Source organism: Streptomyces sp. NPDC047525 (genome assembly GCF_040643025.1).
Classification (GTDB): Bacteria; Actinomycetota; Actinomycetes; order Streptomycetales; family Streptomycetaceae; genus Streptomyces; species Streptomyces durmitorensis.
On record NZ_JBEYTL010000015.1, the window covers coordinates 182,381 to 201,691 of the forward strand.

The following is a 19,311-nucleotide window of genomic DNA, read 5'->3' on the forward strand; positions in this document are numbered from 1 at the left end:
CTGTCGCTCGCAACAAACCGAACAGGGAGGGGTTCGCGGGTGGCCGCGATGCAGCTGACACGCACGCACCGAATACTCATCGGCGTGGTCGTCGCCGGTGCGGTCGTCATCGCCGGCATCGGTTTCGCGGGGTCGTACGCGGCCGTGCGCGAACTCGCCGAGCAGAAGGGCTTCGGCAGCTTCTCGGCGGTCTTCCCGATCGGCATCGACGCGGGCATCTGCGTCCTGCTGGCGCTCGACCTCCTCCTTACCTGGATCCGCATTCCCTTCCCGCTGCTGCGCCAGACGGCGTGGCTCCTGACGGCGGCGACGATCGCCTTCAACGGGGCTGCGGCCTGGCCCGACCCGCTGGGCGTGGGCATGCACGCGGTCATCCCGATCCTGTTCGTGGTCGCCGTCGAGGCGGCGCGGCACGCGGTGGGCCGGATCGCGGACATCACGGCCGACAAGCACATGGAGGGCGTGCGTCTGACGCGCTGGCTCCTCTCGCCCGTGCCCACGTTCAAGCTGTGGCGCCGGATGAAGCTGTGGGAGATCCGCTCCTACGAGCAGGTCATCCAGCTGGAGCAGGACCGCCTCATCTACCAGGCCCGCCTCCAGGCCCGCTTCGGCCGCTCCTGGCGCCGCAAGGCCCCCGTCGAGTCCCTGATGCCGCTGCGCCTGGCGCGCTTCGGCGTGCCCCTCGCGGAGACCGCCCCCGCGGGCCTCGCAGCGGCGGGCATCGAGCCCGCGCTGCTCCCGCCGGCGCCGGTTCCCGCGGAACAGCAGCAGCCGCAGCAGCCGGAGCTGGTGGCGCCGACCGCGCCGCAGCTGGAGGCGGAGCCCGCACCACGGGCCGAGCAGGGGCAGCAGCAGGCACAGGGCCAGGGGCAGGAACAGCACCCGCAGGGCCAGCAGCAGCCGGAGCCCGAGGTCGCGCAGGTGAGCCCGTGGTTCGCGGCGCAGCAGCCTTCGTACGTTCCCGAAGAGCCGCACGACCAGTGGTACGCGGACCAGCAGGCGTACGCGGAGCAGCAGGCCTACGTCGAGCAGCAGGCCTATCTGGAGCAGCAGCAGGCGTACTTCGACGAGCAGGGCGACTCCGCGGCCGCCGCACCCGAGCCCGCGTTCCCGGTCCCCGCGGGTCCCGGCCGCACGCGCCCGCTCGGCGGTCAGCATCTGATTCCGGGCCCGCGCGAGGAGCAGACGCCCGACGTCGACGACGCCCTGCACGAGGAGGCGCACGAGGCGCCCGAGGTCCTGGAAGCGCTGCCGGACGCGTCCGGTCTCCCGGATGACGTCTCGCGCGAGGACGCGTACTTCGCGGCGTTCCGGAAGTACGTGAGCGAGCTCGGGGACTACCCCAACGCCCGGCAGTTCGGCCTGTACTTGATGGACCTGTACGGCGTCACGGGCCAGGCGGGCGGCCCTCCGGCGGAGAGCACCCTGCGCCCCTACCTGCGTGATTTCCGGGGCCGCTACCAGGAGGAGCTGGACTCCGAGTACAGCGCGTAAGGACGCCGCGGCTCAACTCCTGCTGCGGGCGCGCTTCTTGCTGCTCTCGCCCCAGATGGCGAGGGCGGCGCCGACGAGGAGCAGGGCGAGGTACGCGGGGGTGGACAGGTCCCACCACTTGTGGAAGAGGCCCCACGGCTCGTCCCCGAACATGCGCCCGGCCGCGCCGAGAGCTCCCTGAATGCCGACGACCCATCCGACGATGGAGATGATTTCCTTCATACGTCCACGATCACCGGCCCCGGGGCGCCGTTCGTCCTGCCGAGGAGGGATCTAGGACTCATCCGAACGATGCAGGGCCGTGCCGGACTTCCCGCTGACGGACTCCTGGTAGATGTCCGCGTAGGTGCGTGTGTCCTTGATCAGGTCGTCGCAGAACGCGGCGACGTCCGTGCCGGTGAGTTCCAGGACCCCTTTGCCCGCGGCGACGCCCTCCTCGAAGAAGTCGAGGATCCCGGGGAGCAGGCCCCCGTCGGGCAGGTCGACAGGACCGACCTTGAACAGGTACTTCTGCATTTCCTTGTAGACGATCTGGTAGTCCGGCGGGAGCGCCTTGACCCGGGCCAGGTGCGCCCGCCACTGCTTCTTGCCCTCGATGATGTCCTGGATGCCCACGTCAGCCTCCCAGCCGGCTCAGCTTCTTCGCCACGTTCGCGTTCAACTGCTCGCGCCACCGGTCGCGTTGGGTCCGGGCTCCTTCTCCACCGGCCAGCGCCGTGCAGAAGCCCGGGATGTCGTCGCCGAACACCTCGTGGATGCTCTGTCCGTCGGCTGCCGACACTTCGAGGAGCCCCAGGGCGGAGTCGAGGATCGGTGTCAGGTTGCGGCCGGTGAAATCCCCGTAGGGGAAGAGGTGGGCGACGATCTGGTCCCAGGCCTCCCGGTAGTCGTCCGGCAGAGCCTCGGCCCGGGCTCCGAACGCCTCCCAGTCCCTGGTGAGATCGCTGCCTGTGACCTTCTCCCAGATGTTCATCTCCCGCCCTCCTTGAGGCTGTCGATGCGTGACGAGACGTACTGCCATTTCGCCCAGAACCTCGCGAGTTCGTCGCGTCCGGCGTCGTTGAGCGCGTAGAACTTGCGCGGCGGACCGACTCCGGACGGCCTCTTGGTCACCTGGACGAGTCCGTTCCGCTCCAGCCGCAGCAGGATGGTGTACACCGTGCCCTCGACGACGTCGGCGAAGCCGAGTTCGTTCAGCCGACGGGTGATGGCGTACCCGTAGGTTTCCTCGCTGCCGATGATTTCGAGCACGCACCCTTCGAGCGTGCCCTTCAGCATCTCCGTCAGGTCGTCCATCGCGCGTTCTCCTCGCACTAGCGGTACTGCGTGGTACCGAGTACCACTATACAGTATCACCGAGTAGTGGAGGGGAGCACGAGCCAGAAGCCCTCGACGGCATGCGAAAGGGGCGCCGCCCAGGAAACTGGACGGCGCCCCTCTCACGTACCACCAAGCGCGAACGCTAGGCACCCAGCAGCTTGCGCACCCTCTCCGCGCCCACGGCGAGCAACAGCGTGGGCAGTCGCGGCCCCGTCTCGCGGGTCACGAGAAGCCGGTACAGGAGCGCGAAGAACGACCGCTGCGCGACCTTGATCTCCGGCGGCAGCTCCTTCGGCGTCGCGTCCGCGGAGAACCCTGCCTGCACCTTCGGCACTCCGTACACGAGGTGCGTGAGCCCGTCGAGGGACCAGTGCGAGTCGAGGCCGTCCAGGAGCAGCCTCAGCGACTCGCGGCCCTCGTCGTCGAGGGACGACAGGAGCTCCGCGTCCGGCTCCGCGCGCACGATCGTGCGTGCGTCGGCCGGGACCTGGGTGGTGATCCAGTTCTCGGCACGGTCGAGCCTCGGCCGCGCCTCGTCCAGGGACGAGATCGGGTCCGACGGGTCCAGGTCCCGCAGGATCCGCAGCGTCTGGTCCTCGGCACCGGCCGTGATGTCCGCGACGGACGCGAGCGTCCGGTACGGCAGCGGACGCGGCGTCCTCGGCAGCTCACCGGCGGCCGTCCGCACCGCACGCGAGTGCGCGGCGGCGTCGGCGGGCAGCACGGAGCCGTCCGCGACCTTCGCGTCCAGCTTGTCCCACTCGTCGTAGAGCCGCTGGATCTCCTGGTCGAAGGCGATCTTGAAGGACTGGTTGGGCCTGCGGCGCGCGTACAGCCAGCGAAGCAGCGGCGCCTCCATGATCTTCAGCGCGTCGGCCGGGGTCGGCACGCCGCCCTTGGAGGACGACATCTTCGCCATGCCCGAGATCCCCACGAACGCGTACATGGGACCGATCGGCTGCACGCCGTCGAAGATCTCGCGCACGATCTGCCCGCCGACCACGAACGACGAACCGGGAGACGAGTGGTCCACGCCGCTCGGCTCGAAGATCACGCCCTCGTACGCCCAGCGCATGGGCCAGTCGACCTTCCAGACCAGCTTGCCGCGGTTGAACTCGCTGAGCAGGACCGTCTCGGTGTGCCCGCAGTCCGCGCAGACGTAGGCGAGCTCGGTGCTCTCGTCGTCGTACGACGTGACCGTGGTCAGGTCCTTCTCGCAGGCGCCGCAGTACGGCTTGTACGGGAAGTACCCGCTGGAGCCGCCGCTGCCGTCGTCCTCGCTCGCGGCGCCGGAGCCCTCGGCGGCCTCCAGCTCGGCCTCGTCGACCGGCTTCTGCGACTGCTTCTTGCCGGGGGCCGCCTTCTTGGTGCGGTACTGGTCGAGGATCGCGTCGATGTCACCGCGGTGCTTCATCGCGTGCAGGACCTGCTCGCGGTAGACGCCCGAGGTGTACTGCTCGGTCTGGCTGATCCCGTCGTACTCGACACCCAGCTCGTCGAGCGCCTCGGTCATGGCCGCCTTGAAGTGCTCGGCCCAGTTCGCGTACGCGGAACCGGCCGGGGCGGGCACGGAGGTGAGGGGCTTGCCGATGTGCTGGGCCCAGGACTCGTCGACGCCGGGGACGCCGGCCGGGACCTTGCGATACCGGTCGTAGTCGTCCCAGGAGATCAGGTGCCTGACCTCGTGCCCGCGCCGCCGGATCTCGTCCGCGACCAGGTGCGGGGTCATGACCTCGCGGAGGTTGCCCAGGTGGATCGGGCCCGAGGGGGAGAGCCCGGAGGCGACGACGACCGGTTTGCCCGGGGCACGACGCTCCGACTCGGCGATGACCTCGTCCGCGTAGCGGGAGACCCAGTCGGTGGTATCGGTGCTCTGAGCCACGATCGGCACGCCTTTCTTCTTCTACGTGAGTACCGCTTGACGGAGCCATTCTCCCAGCTCCACCCGCAACCGCGAAAACCGCTTTTCCCTGCATGGGATACTGGGCGCGTCTATCTGCACCTCGAGGAGAACGGCATCCACTCCATGGCCTCGGTCACGTCCCTCACCGCCTCCGTCCACCAGCGCCTCGCGGACGCCCTCTCGGCTGCCCTGCCGGAGGCCGGCGCCGCCGACCCGCTGCTGCGACGAAGCGACCGGGCCGACTACCAGGCCAACGGGATCCTGGCCCTCGCCAAGAAGGCGAAGGCGAACCCGCGCGAGCTCGCGACGAAGGTCGTCTCGGAGATCACCGCCCCTGATCTGATCAGCGAGGTCGAGGTCTCCGGCCCCGGCTTCCTGAACATCACGGTCACCGACAGGGCGATCACCGAGAACCTCGCCGCGCGCGCCGCCGACGGCGACCGCCTCGGCGTGCCGTTCGCCGAGAAGGCCGGCACGACGGTGGTCGACTGGGCCCAGCCGAACGTGGCCAAGGAGATGCACGTCGGGCACCTGCGGAACTCGGTCATCGGCAACTCCGTCGTCAAGATCCTCGAGTTCACCGGCGAGAAGATCGTCAGCCGCCACCACATCGGCGACTGGGGCACGCAGTTCGGCATGCTCGTGCAGTACCTCATCGAGCACCCGGACGCGCTGGGCCACCAGGCCGCCGACGGCTCCGACGACACAGCGGCGGGCGAGGAGGCGATGTCCAGCCTCAACCGCGTCTACAAGGAATCGAAGGTGCTCTTCGACTCCGACGAGGAGTTCAAGACGCGGGCCCGGCGCCGGGTGGTCGACCTCCAGGCGGGCGACCCCGAGACCCTCGCGATCTGGCAGCGGTTCGTGGACGAGTCGAAGGTCTACTTCTACTCGGTCTTCAACAAGCTGGACGTGGAGATCCACGACGAGGACATCGTCGGCGAGTCCGGCTACAACGACATGCTGGCGGAGACCTGCCGCCTGCTGGAGGAGTCCGGCGTCGCGGTCCGGTCGAACGGCGCGCTGTGCGTCTTCTTCGACGACGTGAAGGGCCCGGACGGCAACCCGTCCCCGCTGATCGTCCAGAAGTCCGACGGCGGCTTCGGGTATGCGGCCACCGACCTCTCCGCGATCCGCGACCGCGTCTTCAACCTCAAGGCGGACACGCTCCTCTACGTCGTGGACGCGCGGCAGTCCCTGCACTTCAAGATGGTCTTCGAGACGGCCCGCAGGGCGGGCTGGCTGACGGAGGACGTCAAGGCCGTGCAGCTGGGCTTCGGCACGGTCCTCGGCAAGGACGGCAAGCCGTTCAAGACGCGTGAGGGCGAGACCGTACGCCTCATCGACCTCCTCGACGAGGCGATCGACCGGGCGTCGGCCATCGTCCGCGAGAAGGCCCAGGACCTCTCCGAGGAGGAGATCGCCGAGCGCGGCGCCCAGGTGGGCATCGGCGCGGTGAAGTACGCGGACCTGTCGACATCGGCGGTGCGCGACTACAAGTTCGACCTGGACCAGATGGTGTCGCTGAACGGCGACACGTCGGTGTACCTCCAGTACGCGTACGCCCGTATCCAGTCGATCCTGCGCAAGGCCGACGACGTGTCCCCCAAGGCGCACCCGGAGCTCGAACTGGCCGACGCCGAGCGCGCGTTGGGCCTGCACCTGGACCAGTTCGCGGAGACGGTCGCGGAGGTCGCGGAGGAGTACGCCCCGCACAAGCTGGCGGCGTACCTCTACCAACTGGCCTCGCTGTACACGACGTTCTACGACAAGTGCCCGGTCATCAAGCCGAAGCCGCCGCAGGACATCGCGGAGAACCGCCTGTTCCTCTGCGACATCACGGCCCGGACGCTGCACCAGGGAATGGCACTGCTGGGCATCAGGACTCCTGAGCGGCTCTGATTGCTCCCGTGACTTGGCCCGGCGTCCCTGCAAGGGACGCCGGGCCAAGTCTTCAGGGGCGCGGGGAACTGCGCGACCAGCCACAGCGGGCCCGCAGATCTCAACGCACCAGCGCGCCCCCAAGCCTCCGCAGCCCTTCCGCGATCTCCTCGACGCTCTGCGTGACAAAGCACATCCGCAAGGTGGCGACATCAGGGGCCCCGGCATAGAACGGCGCCCCCGGCACGTAGGCCACGTCATGCTCGACGACCCGCGGCAGCAGCGCAGCGGTGTCGTACCCCTCGGGCAGCGTCGCCCAGACGAACATGCCGCCTTCGGGCCGGAGCCAGGAAGAGCCGTGCGGCAACGCGTCAGCGAGGCCCGAGAGCATCGCGTCCCGGCGCATGCGGTACTCCCCGGCGACGCGGGCGACATGCGCGTCCAGGTCGTTGTCCGCCAAGTACCGCGCCGCGGCGAGCTGGTTGACGGTGGGCGTGTGCAGATCCGCCGCCTGCTTGGCCACCGCACACGCCCGCAGCAGCGCCGCGGGCCCCCGCAGCCAGCCGAGCCGCAGGCCCGGCGCCATCACCTTCGAGAAGCTGCCGAGGAGTACGGTGCGGTCCTCCGCTCCCGGGTACGTCGCGATCCACGGCACCCGCTCGCCCTCGAACCGCAGCTCCCCGTACGGGTCGTCCTCGATGATCCACAGGCCGCGCCGCGCGGCCACGGCGGCGATCTCCGCGCGCCGCCCGGCGGGCAGCGTACGGCCCGTCGGGTTCTGGAAGGTGGGGACGGTGTAGAGCAGCTTCGGCCGGTGCGCGGCGACGAGTTCGTCGAGGGCGGCCGGGTCGATGCCCGCCTCGTCGCACGGCACGGGCACCAGGCGGGCGCCCGCGAAGGCGAACGCCTGAAGTGCCGCCAGGTAGCAGGGGCTCTCGACGAGGACGGTGTCCCCGGGCTCGACGAGCGCCGTCGCCAGGAGCGAGAGCGCCTGCTGCGAGCCGGTGGTGACGAGCACGTCGTCCGCGTCGGTGGGCAGCCCGCGCGCCGTGGTCCTGGCGGCTATCGCGGCACGGAGAGCGGGCTCGCCCTCCGTCGTGGAGTACTGCAGCGCCGTGCCGGGCGTCGTCGTCAGGACCGCCTGGAACGCGGCGGCCACGCCCACCGCGTCGAACAGCTCGGGCGCGGGGAGCCCGCCCGCGAAGTTGATGACCTCGGGACGCGCGGTGACCGCGAGGATCTCCCGCACGGGCGAGCCCCCGACCGAGACCGCGCGCGCGGCGAACGGCGGGGTGGGGGCGGCGATTGCCTCGTCGGCGGTGGCGGTCATCTACGGCTCCTTCGGCGCGGGCGGATGGCTCGATTCGCACCCTAGGCACGTAAGTGCCGTCTACACGCGCCATTCCGGAATACGGACCGCGCCGGGGACAGGCCCCTGGCCGCTACGCCGGCGGGTCCGGCACGTTGTCGTTGTCGCGGTTCGTCTTTGTCCACTTCTTGCTGTTGAGCGAGAACCCGTAGACCTGACGCCCCTGGTCGCCGCTCGTCGCGAACGGCTTGCCCGTGTCGTCGATGCGCACCGTGCCGTGCCGGGCGCCGCTCGACCACCGCAGCTCCAAGTACCAGCGCACATAGCGGGAGTTGGCGGTCGCGTTGATGTAGAACGCCTCCGGGTCGCTCTCGCTCACCCGGTAAGGGAAGCTGTCGCTCGCGGACTGGGGGCTCAGGCGGGGCACCGACGCGTCCAGGTTGACGTCGAAGGCGTGCTGGGGCACTCTGCCGCCGCAGCCGACGCCGAGGTACCCCATCTTGTAGTTGTTCCACGCGAGCGGCGCGCTGGTTCCGGCGACGCGGACGTTCAGGGACTCCAGGACGACGGTGTCGTCGCCCGTGCCCTGGACGGTCAGCATCACGGTCTGGTTCCTGGCGGAGACCGCGCCGTTCGCGTCCACCCAGCCGGCCACGTCCTGCTCGTTGGGGGGCGGCGAGAGGTCGCCGGGGTCCTTGTCGACGAGGTAGGGGTGGCCGCAGGGACTGTCCCAGTACTGGGGCTGGGTGGAGACGGTCATCGGGACACGGGCCTTGCCCGTACCGCCGCCCTTGCCGCCGTCCCCGGTGACGGGCCCCCGGGTCTCGCCGCCGGAGCCCTTGCCGTCGCCACCCGGCTCGGCGGAGCCCTTCGCCCCCTTGCCCGGCTTGCCCTTCCCGGACTCCTTGCCGGATTCCTTCCCGGACGGCGAGGCGGACCCGGCGCCGTCCGGGCTCCGCCCCCGCTCCCCTTCGAAGGCGCTCGGGGAGTCGCTGGACACGTGGTCGCGGTCACCGCCTCCGGAGGCCGCCTGTACGGCGACGGCGGTGGCACCGAGCGCGAGCACGACACCGGCGGCCACGAGTACCCGCGCCCTGGGCAGGCGTCTCCCCTCGCGCCGCCCCGCCGCCGTGGGCGCCTGGCCGATCACGATGCCGGGCGCTCCGTCGTCGGAGTCGCCGCGGTCGGAGTCACCGTCGCCGTCGCGGCCGGATTCGCCGCCGTCGCCGTCGCCGTCACCGGAACGACCGCCGCCGGACGGGGCAGCCGCGGCATCAGGTGCCGCGACGGCAGGGGGCTCCCCCAGCTGCCCCTGCTGTCCCGGCTGCCCCTGCTCCCCCTCCTTGCGGTCGCCTCTCGACGCATCGGCCAGGATCCACCGCCGGTGGACCTCGACCATCTCCTCCCGCGAGGCCCCACAGACCCGCGCAAGCCGCTCCAGCGGAGCGAACTCCGTCGGTACGGCCGACCCGCTCACATAGCGGTGCAGCGTCGACGTCGACATGTGCAACCGCTTGGCCAGCGCCCCGTAACTGAGCCCCGACCTCTCCTTCAGCTCCCGCAGCAACTCCGCGAGATCGCCCGCCCCCACGCTCTCTCCATCCCATCCATCCGTTCCATGGAACGGAGTTCTCGCAGCTCACAGCCGTCCGAATGTCCCGACGTCCCCAACTGCCGTGCCGCGCCGGCCGCGGGGACGAAACCCCGCACAAGCTGTGGCCCATACAAACACGCCGCGACCGGGGGCCTTCCGACGCGACTCACGTCTCCCCCGTCACACCGAAAGAGACCAGCCATGCGACTCACCATGCGATCCATGCGATTCACCGCCAAAGCCGCCACCGCTGCCACGGCCCTCACCGCCGCCCTCTCGCTCACCGCACTCGGCGGCGCCGCGTCGGCCGCGACCCCCGCGGCCAAGTCGGCGCCGGTCACCTGTACCGCCGCCACCACCAAGGTCACCGTCAAGCAGGTCGACCGCCCTCTCAACCACCTGCTCCTGAAGGCCAAGAACACGGGCACGAAGACGTGTTACGCGTACGGCGCACCGTACCTCCGCTTCGACGAGGCGCAGTCCGCCACCGGGTGGCTGGAGGACAGCACGCCGCAGGCGGTCGTCACGCTGAAGCCGGGCCAGACGGCGTACGCGGCCATCGGCACGTCGTCGCCGGAGGGCTCGGAGGGCCGCCAGGCCCATGAGCTGGGCGTCCACTTCGCCAACCGCGCGATGAACGGCAGCGTGGGCGCCCCGGCGGCGGCGAAGCTTCCGCGGGGCGGGGTCTACGTGGACAGCTCGGCGTACGTCACGTACTGGCAGACGTCGGCGTCCGACGCCCTGATGTGGTGACGGGCGCCGCGCCCGTCACCGTCTGACACCGCGCGAGGCCGGGAGCGACAAGCGCCCCCGGCCTCCCCGGACCCCTCACCAACCTCCCGGTAAGTACGCACAAAAAAGTGGGTACTTGTCCGCTTCACCGCGCACGGGAAGGATCGAAGGCGTCCCCACCCCACGCCTCCGATCGGAGTCCCACAGCCATGCCCGCACAGCCCACACAGCCCGCACAGTCCCCCGTGACCGTCCTCGGCCTCGGCCTCATGGGCACCGCGCTCGCCTCCGCGCTCCTCAAGGCGGGCCACCCCACCACCGTGTGGAACCGCACCGCCGCCAAGACCGGCCCCCTGGCCGCCCAGGGCGCGACCCCGGCGGACACCGCGGCGGATGCCGTCGCCGCGAGCCCGCTCACCGTCGTCTGCCTCACCACCAACGAAGCCGTACGCGCCCTCCTCGCCCCGGAGGCGGAGGCCCTCGCAGGCCGCACGCTCGTGAACCTCACGAACGGAACCCCCGCCCAGGCAAGGGAGTTGGCGCAGTGGGCAGCGGCTCACGGCATCACGTACATCGACGGCGGCATCATGGCCGTACCGCAGATGATCGCGACGCCCGGCGCGTACATCCTCTACAGCGGCAGCGACGAGGCCGCCTTCGAGACGCACCGCCCCACCCTGGAGGCCCTCGCCGACACCAAGTGGGTCGGCAAGGACCCCGGCCTCGCCGCCCTCTACGACCTCTCCCTGCTCACCGGGATGTACGGCATGGCGCTCGGCGTCGCCCAGTCCTTCGCGCTGATCGGCAGCGAGGGCATCCCGGCCCGCGAGTTCGCGCCGCTGCTCGGGGACTGGATCGTCGCGATGACGGAGGGGATCGTGCCGGGAACGGCCGAGGCGGTCGACACCGACCAGCACCTCACCGACGTGTCCAACCTCGCCATGAACCGCGAGGCATACCCCAACTTCATCCAGGCGTACGCCGAACAAGGCCTGCGGACCGATGCGTTCGAGCCCTTCCAGGACCTCCTCGACCGTGCGGTGGAGGAGGGCCACGGCGCCGACGGCCTCTCCCGTCTGGTGACCCTGCTCAAGCAGGACTAAGGCACCAGCACTACCTTCCCCGTCGTCTCCCGCCGCTCCATGGCCGCATGGGCCCGAGCCGCCTCCGCAAGCGGGAACGTCTGCACCGAAGGCTTCAACTCCCCCTTGGCCGCGGCCTCCAGGGCCCGCCTCTGGTGCTCGGGGCCGTCCTCGGGCCGCTCGATCAGCTTCAGCAGCGCGTTGACGACGGAGATCCCCCGCTCCTCCACGACACCGGCGTCCGGCTCGAACCCTTCCTGCGACGACCAGCCGATGACCACGTGGCGCCCGCCCTCACCGATCAGCCCGAACGCGGCGGCGGACTGCTCGCCGCCCACCCCGTCGAGCACCACACTCACCTGACGCCCGTCGAGCCGCTCACGCACGAGGTCCGCCCAGCCGGGCTTGTTGTAGTCGACGGCGAGATCGGCGCCGAGCCCCCAGACGGCCTCGACCTTGTCGGGCCCACCGGCGGCACCGATGACCACCGCCCCGAGCGCACGGGCGTACTGCACCACGAGCCGCCCGACGCCACCGGCGGCGGACGTCACAAGCACCACGTCGTCGGAGGTGAGCCGGGCGGCATCCAGGAGCCCCATGGCCGTCGCCCCGGTCATCACCATGGTCACGGCGGTCTCGAACCCGAGCCCGTCCGGCACCTCGTGCAGCGCCGCGAGGTCGGCCACGGCGAGCTCGGCGTACCCGCCGGGCTCACTGCGCGGGGTCACGACGGCCCGCCCAAGCCACGAGGTGTCCACACCGGGCCCGACCGCGTCGACGACCCCGGCGACCTCCCCGCCGAAGACGGAGGGCAGCTCGGGCAGCGGCGGCGCCATGTCACTCGCCTCACCCCGCCGCATGACGGTCTCGACGAAGTGAACTCCCGCCGCCCGCACGGCGATCCGCACCTGACCCGGCCCCGCGACGGGGTCGGGCAAGGTCTCGTACGTCAGGTTCTCGGCGGGCCCGAACTCGTGCAGAACAACGGCGTGCATAACGTCCTCCTCAGAACGTCGACGGTCCGTCGTCCGGACTTCGTCGATGCACACCACTCTGTGACCTCAAGCTAACTTGAGGTCAAGCGGTCGGCCGGGAGGTGTCCCCGCGGCGCGCACCTCAGAGCTGCCGCGCCACCTCGGTGGCCCAGTACGTGAGGATCATGTTCGCGCCCGCGCGCTTGATGCCGGTGAGCGATTCCATGATCGCCTTGTCCCGGTCGATCATGCCGCGCTCGGCCGCGGCCTCGATCATCGCGTACTCACCGGAGATCTGGTACGCGGCGACCGGCACGTCCACGGCGTCGGCGACCCGGGCGAGGACGTCCAGGTAGGGCCCCGCGGGCTTCACCATCACCATGTCGGCGCCCTCTTCGAGGTCGAGCGCCAACTCCCGCAGGGACTCACGGGTGTTGGCCGGGTCCTGCTGGTAGGTCTTGCGGTCGCCCTTCAGGGACGAACCGACGGCCTCGCGGAAGGGGCCGAAGAAGGCGGACGAGTACTTGACGGTGTAGGCGAGGATGGACACGTCCTCGTGGCCGACCTGGTCCAACGCATCCCGGATGACGCCGATCTGACCGTCCATCATGCCGCTCGGACCCACCACGTGGGCGCCCGCGTCGGCCTGGACCTGCGCCATCTCGGCGTACCGCTCAAGGGTGGCGTCGTTGTCGACGCGCCCCTGCGAGTCGAGGACGCCGCAGTGCCCGTGGTCGGTGAACTCGTCCAGGCACAGGTCGGACATGACGATGAGGTCGTCGCCCACCTCGGCGCGCACGTCGCGCAGGGCGACCTGGAGGATCCCGTCCGGATCGGTGCCGACGGTCCCGGCGGCGTCCTTCTTCGACTCCTCCGGCACACCGAAGAGCATGATCCCGGCGACCCCGGCCTCCAGCGCCTCGACGGCGGCCTTCTTCAGGCTGTCGCGGGTGTGCTGGACGACGCCGGGCATGGCGCCGATCTCCACGGGCGCGCTGATTCCCTCGCGCACGAACGCGGGCAGGATCAGGTCGGCCGGGTGCAGCCGCGTCTCCGCGACCATGCGGCGCATGGCGGGAGTGGTCCGAAGGCGCCGGGGCCGTGCTCCGGGAAACGATCCGTACTTGGTCACTGTCTCTCTCACCTCACGCGATGTCTGGGTCCCCGGCCCCGCCCGCAACCTCAAACGCCGGACAGGCTGGATATCCAGCCTGTCCGGCGTTTGAGGACGAACTCGGCGAAGCCGGTGATTAACGGTACGCCTGGGCCTCAGGGGGCCGTACGCCGCCTACGGGAACCCGGCCGCCGCTCGCTGGGCCGGGTCACGGGATCCCCCGCCTCCAGCGCGGCCAGGCGACGCCGCGTGCCGAACTCGGCAAGCGCCTCGGCCAGCTTGTGGACGGAAGGCTCCGGAGCCATCACGTCCACCCGGAGCCCGTGCTCCTCCGCCGTCTTGGCGGTGGCGGGACCGATGCAGGCGATGACGGTCACGTTGTGCGGCTTGCCGGCGATGCCGACCAGGTTCCGCACCGTGCTCGACGACGTGAAGAGCACGGCGTCGAAGCCGCCGCCCTTGATCGCCTCACGCGTGTCCGCCGGGGGCGGCGACGCGCGCACCGTCCGGTAGGCGGTGACGTCGTCGACCTCCCACCCGAGGTCGATGAGCCCGGCGACCAGCGTCTCCGTGGCGATGTCGGCCCGCGGCAGGAAGACACGGTCGATCGGGTCGAAGACCGGGTCGTACGGCGGCCAGTCCTCCAGGAGACCCGCGGCCGACTGCTCACCGCTGGGCACCAGGTCGGGCTTCACGCCGAAGGCGACGAGCGCGGCAGCCGTCTGCTCGCCCACCGCCGCGACCTTGATCCCGGCGAAGGCACGCGCGTCGAGCCCGTACTCCTCGAACTTCTCGCGCACCGCCTTGACGGCGTTGACGCTGGTGAAGGCGATCCACTCGTAGCGACCCGTGACGAGCCCCTTGACCGCGCGCTCCATCTGCTGCGGCGTCCGGGGCGGCTCCACGGCGATGGTCGGCACCTCGTGCGGCACCGCGCCGTAGGAGCTCAGCTGGTCGGAGAGCGAGGCCGCCTGCTCCTTGGTGCGCGGCACGAGTACCCGCCACCCGAAGAGCGGCTTCGACTCGAACCACGACAGCTGGTCGCGCTGGGCGGCGGCGGACCGCTCACCGACCACGGCTATGACGGGCTGCCCTCCGTCGGGCGAAGGCAGCACCTTCGCCTGCTTGAGGACCTGCGCGATCGTGCCGAGGGTCGCCGTCCACGTGCGCTGACGCGTCGTCGTACCGGCGATCGTCACCGTCATCGGGGTGTCCGGCTTGCGGCCGGACGACACCAGTTCACCGGCGGCCGCGGCCACGGAGTCCAGGGAGGTCGACACGACCACGGTCCCGTCGGATGCCCCCACCTCGCTCCAGCAGCGGTCGGACGCGGTGCGCGCGTCGACGAAACGCACGTCCGTGCCCTGGGCATCGCGCAGCGGAACACCCGCGTAGGCGGGTACACCGACCGCCGCCGCGATGCCGGGCACGACTTCGAAGGAAATGCCCTCGGCTGCGCAGGCGAGCATCTCCTCCGCGGCGTACGTGTCGAGGCCGACGTCGCCGCTGACGGCACGTACGACCCGCTTGCCGCCGCGTGCTGCCTCCATGACAAGATTGGTGGCGGCTCGCAACGAAGACGCTTCGGTGACCGCTGACGCGTCGTCAACTGTCCCTGGCTGAGGTGTGTCCACACCTCCCCTGGCATGCGCGGAGACGACGTCGAGCACATCCGGCTCGGCGATCAGCACGTCCGCTCGGGCCAGCGCCTCTACGGCGCGCAGCGTAAGTAGTCCCGGATCTCCGGGTCCGGCACCCAGGAAGGTGACGTGCCCGTGTGCGGGAAGGCCGGGAAGGTTCGAGGTGGGGCTCAAAGTGCTCGCTCCCCCATCAGACCGGCCGCGCCCTTGGCAAGCATCTCGGCAGCGAGTTCACGGCCGAGCGCCAAGGCTTGGTCATGCGTCTCGGGCACGGGACCGGTGGTGGACAGCTGCACCAGCGTCGAGCCGTCGGTTGCCCCGACGACGCCGCGCAGGCGCATTTCCTTGACAATCTGCCCGTCGGCCAGCAAGTCGGCCAACGCACCCACAGGTGCGCTGCAACCGGCTTCCAGGGCGGCGAGCAGGGATCGCTCGGCGGTCACGGCGGCCCGGGTGTACGGGTCGTCGAGCTCGGCGAGCGCGGCGGTCAGTGACACGTTGGACGCGGCACATTCGATCGCCAGTGCCCCCTGGCCGGGGGCGGGCAGAACTGTGTCGACCGACAGGAAGTCGGTCACCTCGTCGATCCTGCCGACGCGGTGGAGTCCGGCGGCGGCGAGCACGACGGCGTCGAGCTCCCCCTTGTGCACGAACCCGATGCGGGTGTCGATGTTCCCGCGGATCGGCACGGTCTCTATCGCGAGCCCGTGGTTGCGGGCGTAGGCGTTGAGCTGCGCCATGCGGCGGGGCGAACCGGTGCCGATGCGCGCGCCGCTCGGCAGCTCCGTGAAGGTCATCCCGTCGCGCGCGATGAGAACGTCGCGGGGGTCCGCGCGCAGCGGTACCGCGGCCAGGGCCAGGTCGTCCGGCTGTGCGGTCGGCAGGTCCTTCAGCGAGTGGACGGCGAAGTCGACCTCACCGCCGAGCAGCGCGTCACGCAGGGCGGTGACGAAGACGCCGGTGCCGCCGATCTGCGCCAGGTGCTCACGGGACGTATCGCCGTACGTCGTGATCTCCACGAGCTCTACGGAGCGGCCGGTCAACCGGCTCACTGTCTCGGCCACTTGCCCGGACTGGGCCATGGCCAGCTTGCTGCGCCGTGTCCCGAGCCTTAGTGCCCTCTCGGTCATGCCCGGCCTCGATTCGGATCTGTTTGTGATGCGTTCTGATCGGTGGATTCATTGATCTTGTCGGCCCTGCTGACGGCGGCGACCGTCTGCGGGTCGAGGTCGAAGAGGGTGCGCAGGGCGTCCGCGTACCCGGCGCCGCCGGGCTCGCTCGCCAGCTGCTTGACCCGCACGGTGGGTGCGTGGAGCAGCTTGTCGACGACGCGGCGGACGGTCTGGGTGATCTCCGCGCGCTCCTTCTCCGGAAGTCCGGGGAGCCGTCCGTCGAGCCGCGCGATCTCGTTCGCGACGACGTCGGCGGCCATGGTGCGCAGGGCGACCACGGTCGGCGTGATGTGCGCGGCCCGCTGCGCGGCACCGAAGGCGGCGACCTCGTCGGAGACGAGTCCGCGGACCTTCTCCACGTCGTCGGCCATCGGGGCGTCGGCGGATGCGTCGGCGAGCGACTCGATGTCGACGAGGCGTACGCCGTCGATGCGGTGCACGGCGCCGTCGATGTCGCGGGGCATGGCCAGGTCGAGCAGGGCGAGCAGGACGTTGCCCGTCTCGACGAGCGAGGGACCGCGGCGCTCGGGCACCCGCCCGGTGGCGGTCACGGCCGCGGCGAGCGCGGTGATCGTGTCGGCCTCGCTCTGCAGATCGTCGCGGCGCACGGCGGGTGCGTTGTCCACCCAGGCCGCGTGCTGCTCAAGGGTCGCGGCGTCCATCCCGGCGACGGCGTCCTCGCCCATGACGGAGAACCCGACCCCGCGGCCGACGGCCCCGTCGCCGGAGAGCCCCAGCGGGCACGCCTCGTCGGTGTCGGCGTCGGAGCCGTGCGGGGCGGAAGCGCCCGCGGACGGGGATCCGGCCGCCGGCAGACGCGCGGCGCCCACGGCGACGGGCGCGCCCGTGCGGTCGGCGACGCCCGCGGCGACGGCCTCGGCGGTCAGGACGAGACCGGTCGCCCCGGTGCAGGAGACCGCGACATCTGCACGTGTCAGTTCCGTCGCCACCTGGTCCATCGGCACGGCGCGCGCGATGGTGCCGGTGCCGCCCTCGGAGAGGATCTCCGCCAGGCGGTGGGCCCGGTCCAGGGTGCGGTTGGCGACGACGACCTCGTGGACCCCGGCCCGCGCGAGCGTCGCCGCGGCGAGCGAGGACATGGATCCGGCGCCGATGACCAGGGCGCGCTTGCCCTTGGCCCAGGTCTCGACCGGCTCTCGCCCGGCGAGCTGTTCGAGGCCGAAGGTCACGAGCGACTGCCCGGCCCGGTCGATGCCGGTCTCCGAGTGCGCGCGCTTGCCGACCCGCAGGGCCTGCTGGAAGAGGTCGTTGAGGAGGCGCCCCGCGGTGTGCAGCTCCTGGGAGCGCGCGAGGGCGTCCTTGATCTGGCCGAGGATCTGCCCCTCGCCGACGACCATCGAGTCCAGGCCGCAGGCCACCGAGAACAGGTGGTGGACGGCTCGGTCCTCGTAGTGGACGTACAGATAAGGGGTGAGCTCGTCGAGGCCCACACCGCTGTGCTGGGCGAGCAGCGTGGACAGCTCGGCGACGCCCGCGTGGAACTTGTCCACGTCGGCATAGAGCTCGATGCGGTTGCAGGTGGCGAGCACGGCCGCTTCGGCGGCGGGCTCGGCGGCCAGCGTGTCCTGAAGGAGCTTGGCCTGCGCATCGGCGGCAAGGGCGGCCCGCTCGAGCACGCTCACCGGGGCGCTGCGGTGACTCAGCCCTACGACGAGGAGACTCATGCCGGCATCACGGCGGGGACGTCCCCGTCGGGTCCTTTCCGCTGCTGCTTGGCGGCGGCGGGCGGCTCGATGCCGTCGGCCGCCGCTTCCTCACCGGCCTTGCGCTGCTCGTGGAAGGCGAGGATCTGCAGCTCGATGGAGAGGTCCACCTTGCGTACGTCGACGCCTTCGGGCACGGAGAGAACGGTGGGCGCGAAGTTCAGGATCGAGGTCACACCGGCGGCGACGAGCCGCTCACAGACCTGCTGGGCGGCGCCCGCCGGGGTCGAGATGACGCCGATGGAGACGCCGTTGTCGCTGATGATCTTCTCGAGCTCGTCGGTGTGCTGCACCGGCATCCCCGCGACGGGCATGCCCGCCATGGCCGGGTCGGCGTCGATCAGCGCGGCGACACGGAAGCCGCGCGAGGCGAACCCGCCGTAATTGGCAAGCGCCGCGCCGAGGTTACCGATGCCGACGATCACGACGGGCCAGTCCTGCGTCAGGCCGAGCTCGCGTGAGATCTGGTAGACGAGGTACTCGACGTCGTAGCCCACACCGCGCGTCCCGTAGGAACCGAGGTAGGAGAAGTCCTTGCGCAGCTTCGCGGAGTTGACCCCCGCGGCGGCCGCGAGCTCCTCGGAGGAGACCGTGGGCACCGAGCGCTCCGACAGTGCGGTGAGGGCTCGGAGGTACAGCGGAAGCCTGGCGACGGTGGCCTCGGGAATCCCTCGGCTGCGGGTCGCCGGTCGGTGAGTTCGGCCAGTTGCCACGGTGCTCCTGCGGGTAGAGCGGGGCTGCAGGCGGTCACACGTCCCCAGACCGCCCCGTCGAAAGCAGGCTATGTCTTTGTGAACGCGTGCACAAAGATGGTGTCCGATTTGCCCGGCCAACGTGACCGGGGTCACGCGCCCCCGGCGTGCGCTCCGGGAACCGGCACACATGAGGCTGCGGTGCTCACTTGATGGGGGCAAAACCGCACACACTCCTCACGATCATCGCCCCCGAGACCAAACCGCCCTCGATCCTAAGGGACCATTCGGGCCGTTTGGACTCGTCGGTCAGTGACGATTCGGACTACGGAGCGAGCTCGCGCCGCAGCCGATCTTCGTTCACCCGCCAGAAGGTGTGCTGTTCACCGTCCACGAGGACCACCGGGATCTGTTCCCAGTAGGCCTTGTTGAGCTCTTCGTCCTGCGTGATGTCCTTCTTCTCCCATACGACTCCCAGCTCGCCGCAGACCTTCTCGATCACCAGCTGTGCGTCATCACACAGATGACAGCCGGGCTTACCGATCAAGGTGACCGTCCGGTCCTGGGGCTTCTTCTTCTCCGTACGGCGAAAAATCGGGCTCATGACACCATTCTCGCCCCACCGACGCGCCGCGCGGCCCGTCTCTTTAACGGTGCGGTCGCGGAGAGTTCACAGCACC

Annotated in this window: 18 protein-coding genes; 4 read left to right on the forward strand and 14 right to left on the reverse strand. The window is 70.5% G+C overall.

The window, feature by feature from the left end; genetic code table 11:
- Positions 1-39 precede the first annotated feature (39 nt).
- Positions 40-1,494 carry a DUF2637 domain-containing protein gene (locus ABZ833_RS34320; RefSeq protein ID WP_361055093.1) on the forward strand — a complete coding sequence of 485 codons (1,455 nt, stop codon included), beginning with the start codon at positions 40-42 and terminating at the stop codon, positions 1,492-1,494.
- 12 nt (positions 1,495-1,506) lie between these two features.
- On the opposite strand, the gene ABZ833_RS34325 is transcribed toward ABZ833_RS34320, so the two are convergent.
- The 5 genes from ABZ833_RS34325 to lysS form a co-directional block, all read right to left on the reverse strand.
- On the reverse strand, positions 1,507-1,716 hold the full coding sequence (locus tag ABZ833_RS34325; RefSeq protein WP_249588529.1) for a hypothetical protein: 210 nt from the start codon (positions 1,714-1,716) through the stop codon (positions 1,507-1,509).
- Between the two features lie 51 nt (positions 1,717-1,767).
- On the reverse strand, positions 1,768-2,109 hold the full coding sequence (locus ABZ833_RS34330; protein WP_361055097.1) for a DUF1048 domain-containing protein: 342 nt from the start codon (positions 2,107-2,109) through the stop codon (positions 1,768-1,770).
- Between the two features lies 1 nt (position 2,110).
- Positions 2,111-2,467, reverse strand: a complete 357-nt coding sequence (locus ABZ833_RS34335; RefSeq protein ID WP_361055100.1) for a DUF1048 domain-containing protein — start codon at positions 2,465-2,467, stop codon at positions 2,111-2,113.
- The gene (locus ABZ833_RS34340; protein WP_361055103.1) at positions 2,464-2,790 is read right to left on the reverse strand and encodes a PadR family transcriptional regulator; all 327 of its coding nucleotides are present in this window, start codon (positions 2,788-2,790) and stop codon (positions 2,464-2,466) included. The genes ABZ833_RS34335 and ABZ833_RS34340 overlap by 4 nt, the downstream gene beginning before the upstream one ends.
- A gap of 166 nt (positions 2,791-2,956) precedes the next feature.
- The gene (gene lysS / locus ABZ833_RS34345; RefSeq protein ID WP_361055106.1) at positions 2,957-4,705 is read right to left on the reverse strand and encodes a lysine--tRNA ligase; all 1,749 of its coding nucleotides are present in this window, start codon (positions 4,703-4,705) and stop codon (positions 2,957-2,959) included.
- Positions 4,706-4,840: 135 nt separating this feature from the next.
- Here lysS and argS point away from each other — a divergent pair, with 135 nt between their 5' ends.
- Positions 4,841-6,619 (forward strand): arginine--tRNA ligase, encoded by a 1,779-nt coding sequence (argS, locus tag ABZ833_RS34350; RefSeq protein ID WP_361055109.1) that lies wholly within the window; start codon positions 4,841-4,843, stop codon positions 6,617-6,619.
- Between the two features lie 100 nt (positions 6,620-6,719).
- Here argS and ABZ833_RS34355 read toward each other — a convergent pair whose 3' ends face one another.
- The gene (locus ABZ833_RS34355) at positions 6,720-7,928 is read right to left on the reverse strand and encodes a PLP-dependent aminotransferase family protein (protein ID WP_361055112.1); all 1,209 of its coding nucleotides are present in this window, start codon (positions 7,926-7,928) and stop codon (positions 6,720-6,722) included.
- Positions 7,929-8,040: 112 nt separating this feature from the next.
- Positions 8,041-9,498 carry a helix-turn-helix transcriptional regulator gene (locus ABZ833_RS34360; protein ID WP_361055115.1) on the reverse strand — a complete coding sequence of 486 codons (1,458 nt, stop codon included), beginning with the start codon at positions 9,496-9,498 and terminating at the stop codon, positions 8,041-8,043.
- A gap of 225 nt (positions 9,499-9,723) precedes the next feature.
- Here ABZ833_RS34360 and ABZ833_RS34365 point away from each other — a divergent pair, with 225 nt between their 5' ends.
- Entirely contained in the window at positions 9,724-10,254 is a 531-nt protein-coding gene (locus ABZ833_RS34365) for a DUF4232 domain-containing protein (protein ID WP_361055118.1), read from the forward strand.
- Positions 10,255-10,442: 188 nt separating this feature from the next.
- Complete coding sequence (locus ABZ833_RS34370; RefSeq protein ID WP_361055121.1) at positions 10,443-11,336, forward strand: NAD(P)-binding domain-containing protein; 894 nt, start codon at positions 10,443-10,445, stop codon at positions 11,334-11,336.
- Here the strand turns inward: ABZ833_RS34370 and ABZ833_RS34375 are convergent.
- The 7 genes from ABZ833_RS34375 to ABZ833_RS34405 form a co-directional block, all read right to left on the reverse strand.
- Positions 11,333-12,310, reverse strand: a complete 978-nt coding sequence (locus tag ABZ833_RS34375; RefSeq protein ID WP_361055124.1) for a zinc-binding dehydrogenase — start codon at positions 12,308-12,310, stop codon at positions 11,333-11,335. The two genes, ABZ833_RS34370 and ABZ833_RS34375, sit on opposite strands and share 4 nt — an antisense overlap.
- A 121-nt stretch (positions 12,311-12,431) precedes the next feature.
- On the reverse strand, positions 12,432-13,421 hold the full coding sequence (gene hemB / locus ABZ833_RS34380; RefSeq protein ID WP_361055127.1) for a porphobilinogen synthase: 990 nt from the start codon (positions 13,419-13,421) through the stop codon (positions 12,432-12,434).
- A gap of 137 nt (positions 13,422-13,558) precedes the next feature.
- The gene (locus ABZ833_RS34385; RefSeq protein ID WP_361055130.1) at positions 13,559-15,217 is read right to left on the reverse strand and encodes a bifunctional uroporphyrinogen-III C-methyltransferase/uroporphyrinogen-III synthase; all 1,659 of its coding nucleotides are present in this window, start codon (positions 15,215-15,217) and stop codon (positions 13,559-13,561) included.
- Complete coding sequence (gene hemC, locus ABZ833_RS34390) at positions 15,214-16,173, reverse strand: hydroxymethylbilane synthase (RefSeq protein WP_361055133.1); 960 nt, start codon at positions 16,171-16,173, stop codon at positions 15,214-15,216. The genes ABZ833_RS34385 and hemC overlap by 4 nt, the downstream gene beginning before the upstream one ends.
- Positions 16,170-17,900 carry a glutamyl-tRNA reductase gene (locus tag ABZ833_RS34395; protein WP_361055136.1) on the reverse strand — a complete coding sequence of 577 codons (1,731 nt, stop codon included), beginning with the start codon at positions 17,898-17,900 and terminating at the stop codon, positions 16,170-16,172. The genes hemC and ABZ833_RS34395 overlap by 4 nt, the downstream gene beginning before the upstream one ends.
- Positions 17,897-18,652 carry a redox-sensing transcriptional repressor Rex gene (locus ABZ833_RS34400; protein WP_361055139.1) on the reverse strand — a complete coding sequence of 252 codons (756 nt, stop codon included), beginning with the start codon at positions 18,650-18,652 and terminating at the stop codon, positions 17,897-17,899. The genes ABZ833_RS34395 and ABZ833_RS34400 overlap by 4 nt, the downstream gene beginning before the upstream one ends.
- 304 nt (positions 18,653-18,956) lie before the next feature.
- Positions 18,957-19,235, reverse strand: a complete 279-nt coding sequence (locus ABZ833_RS34405) for a glutaredoxin family protein (RefSeq protein WP_249588545.1) — start codon at positions 19,233-19,235, stop codon at positions 18,957-18,959.
- Positions 19,236-19,311: the final 76 nt, after the last annotated feature.

Bases quoted from the DNA above. Each gene is read 5' to 3' on its own strand.
- argS (WP_361055109.1), top strand. From the start codon at position 4,841: ATGGCCTCGGTCACGTCCCTCACCGCCTCCGTCCACCAGCGCCTCGCG.
- ABZ833_RS34365 (WP_361055118.1), top strand. From the start codon at position 9,724: ATGCGATTCACCGCCAAAGCCGCCACCGCTGCCACGGCCCTCACCGCC.
- ABZ833_RS34325 (WP_249588529.1), bottom strand. From the start codon at position 1,716: ATGAAGGAAATCATCTCCATCGTCGGATGGGTCGTCGGCATTCAGGGA.
- ABZ833_RS34375 (WP_361055124.1), bottom strand. From the start codon at position 12,310: ATGCACGCCGTTGTTCTGCACGAGTTCGGGCCCGCCGAGAACCTGACG.
- ABZ833_RS34370 (WP_361055121.1), top strand. From the start codon at position 10,443: ATGCCCGCACAGCCCACACAGCCCGCACAGTCCCCCGTGACCGTCCTC.
- ABZ833_RS34355 (WP_361055112.1), bottom strand. From the start codon at position 7,928: ATGACCGCCACCGCCGACGAGGCAATCGCCGCCCCCACCCCGCCGTTC.
- ABZ833_RS34335 (WP_361055100.1), bottom strand. From the start codon at position 2,467: ATGAACATCTGGGAGAAGGTCACAGGCAGCGATCTCACCAGGGACTGG.
- ABZ833_RS34405 (WP_249588545.1), bottom strand. From the start codon at position 19,235: ATGAGCCCGATTTTTCGCCGTACGGAGAAGAAGAAGCCCCAGGACCGG.
- hemC (WP_361055133.1), bottom strand. From the start codon at position 16,173: ATGACCGAGAGGGCACTAAGGCTCGGGACACGGCGCAGCAAGCTGGCC.
- ABZ833_RS34340 (WP_361055103.1), bottom strand. From the start codon at position 2,790: ATGGACGACCTGACGGAGATGCTGAAGGGCACGCTCGAAGGGTGCGTG.
- ABZ833_RS34395 (WP_361055136.1), bottom strand. From the start codon at position 17,900: ATGAGTCTCCTCGTCGTAGGGCTGAGTCACCGCAGCGCCCCGGTGAGC.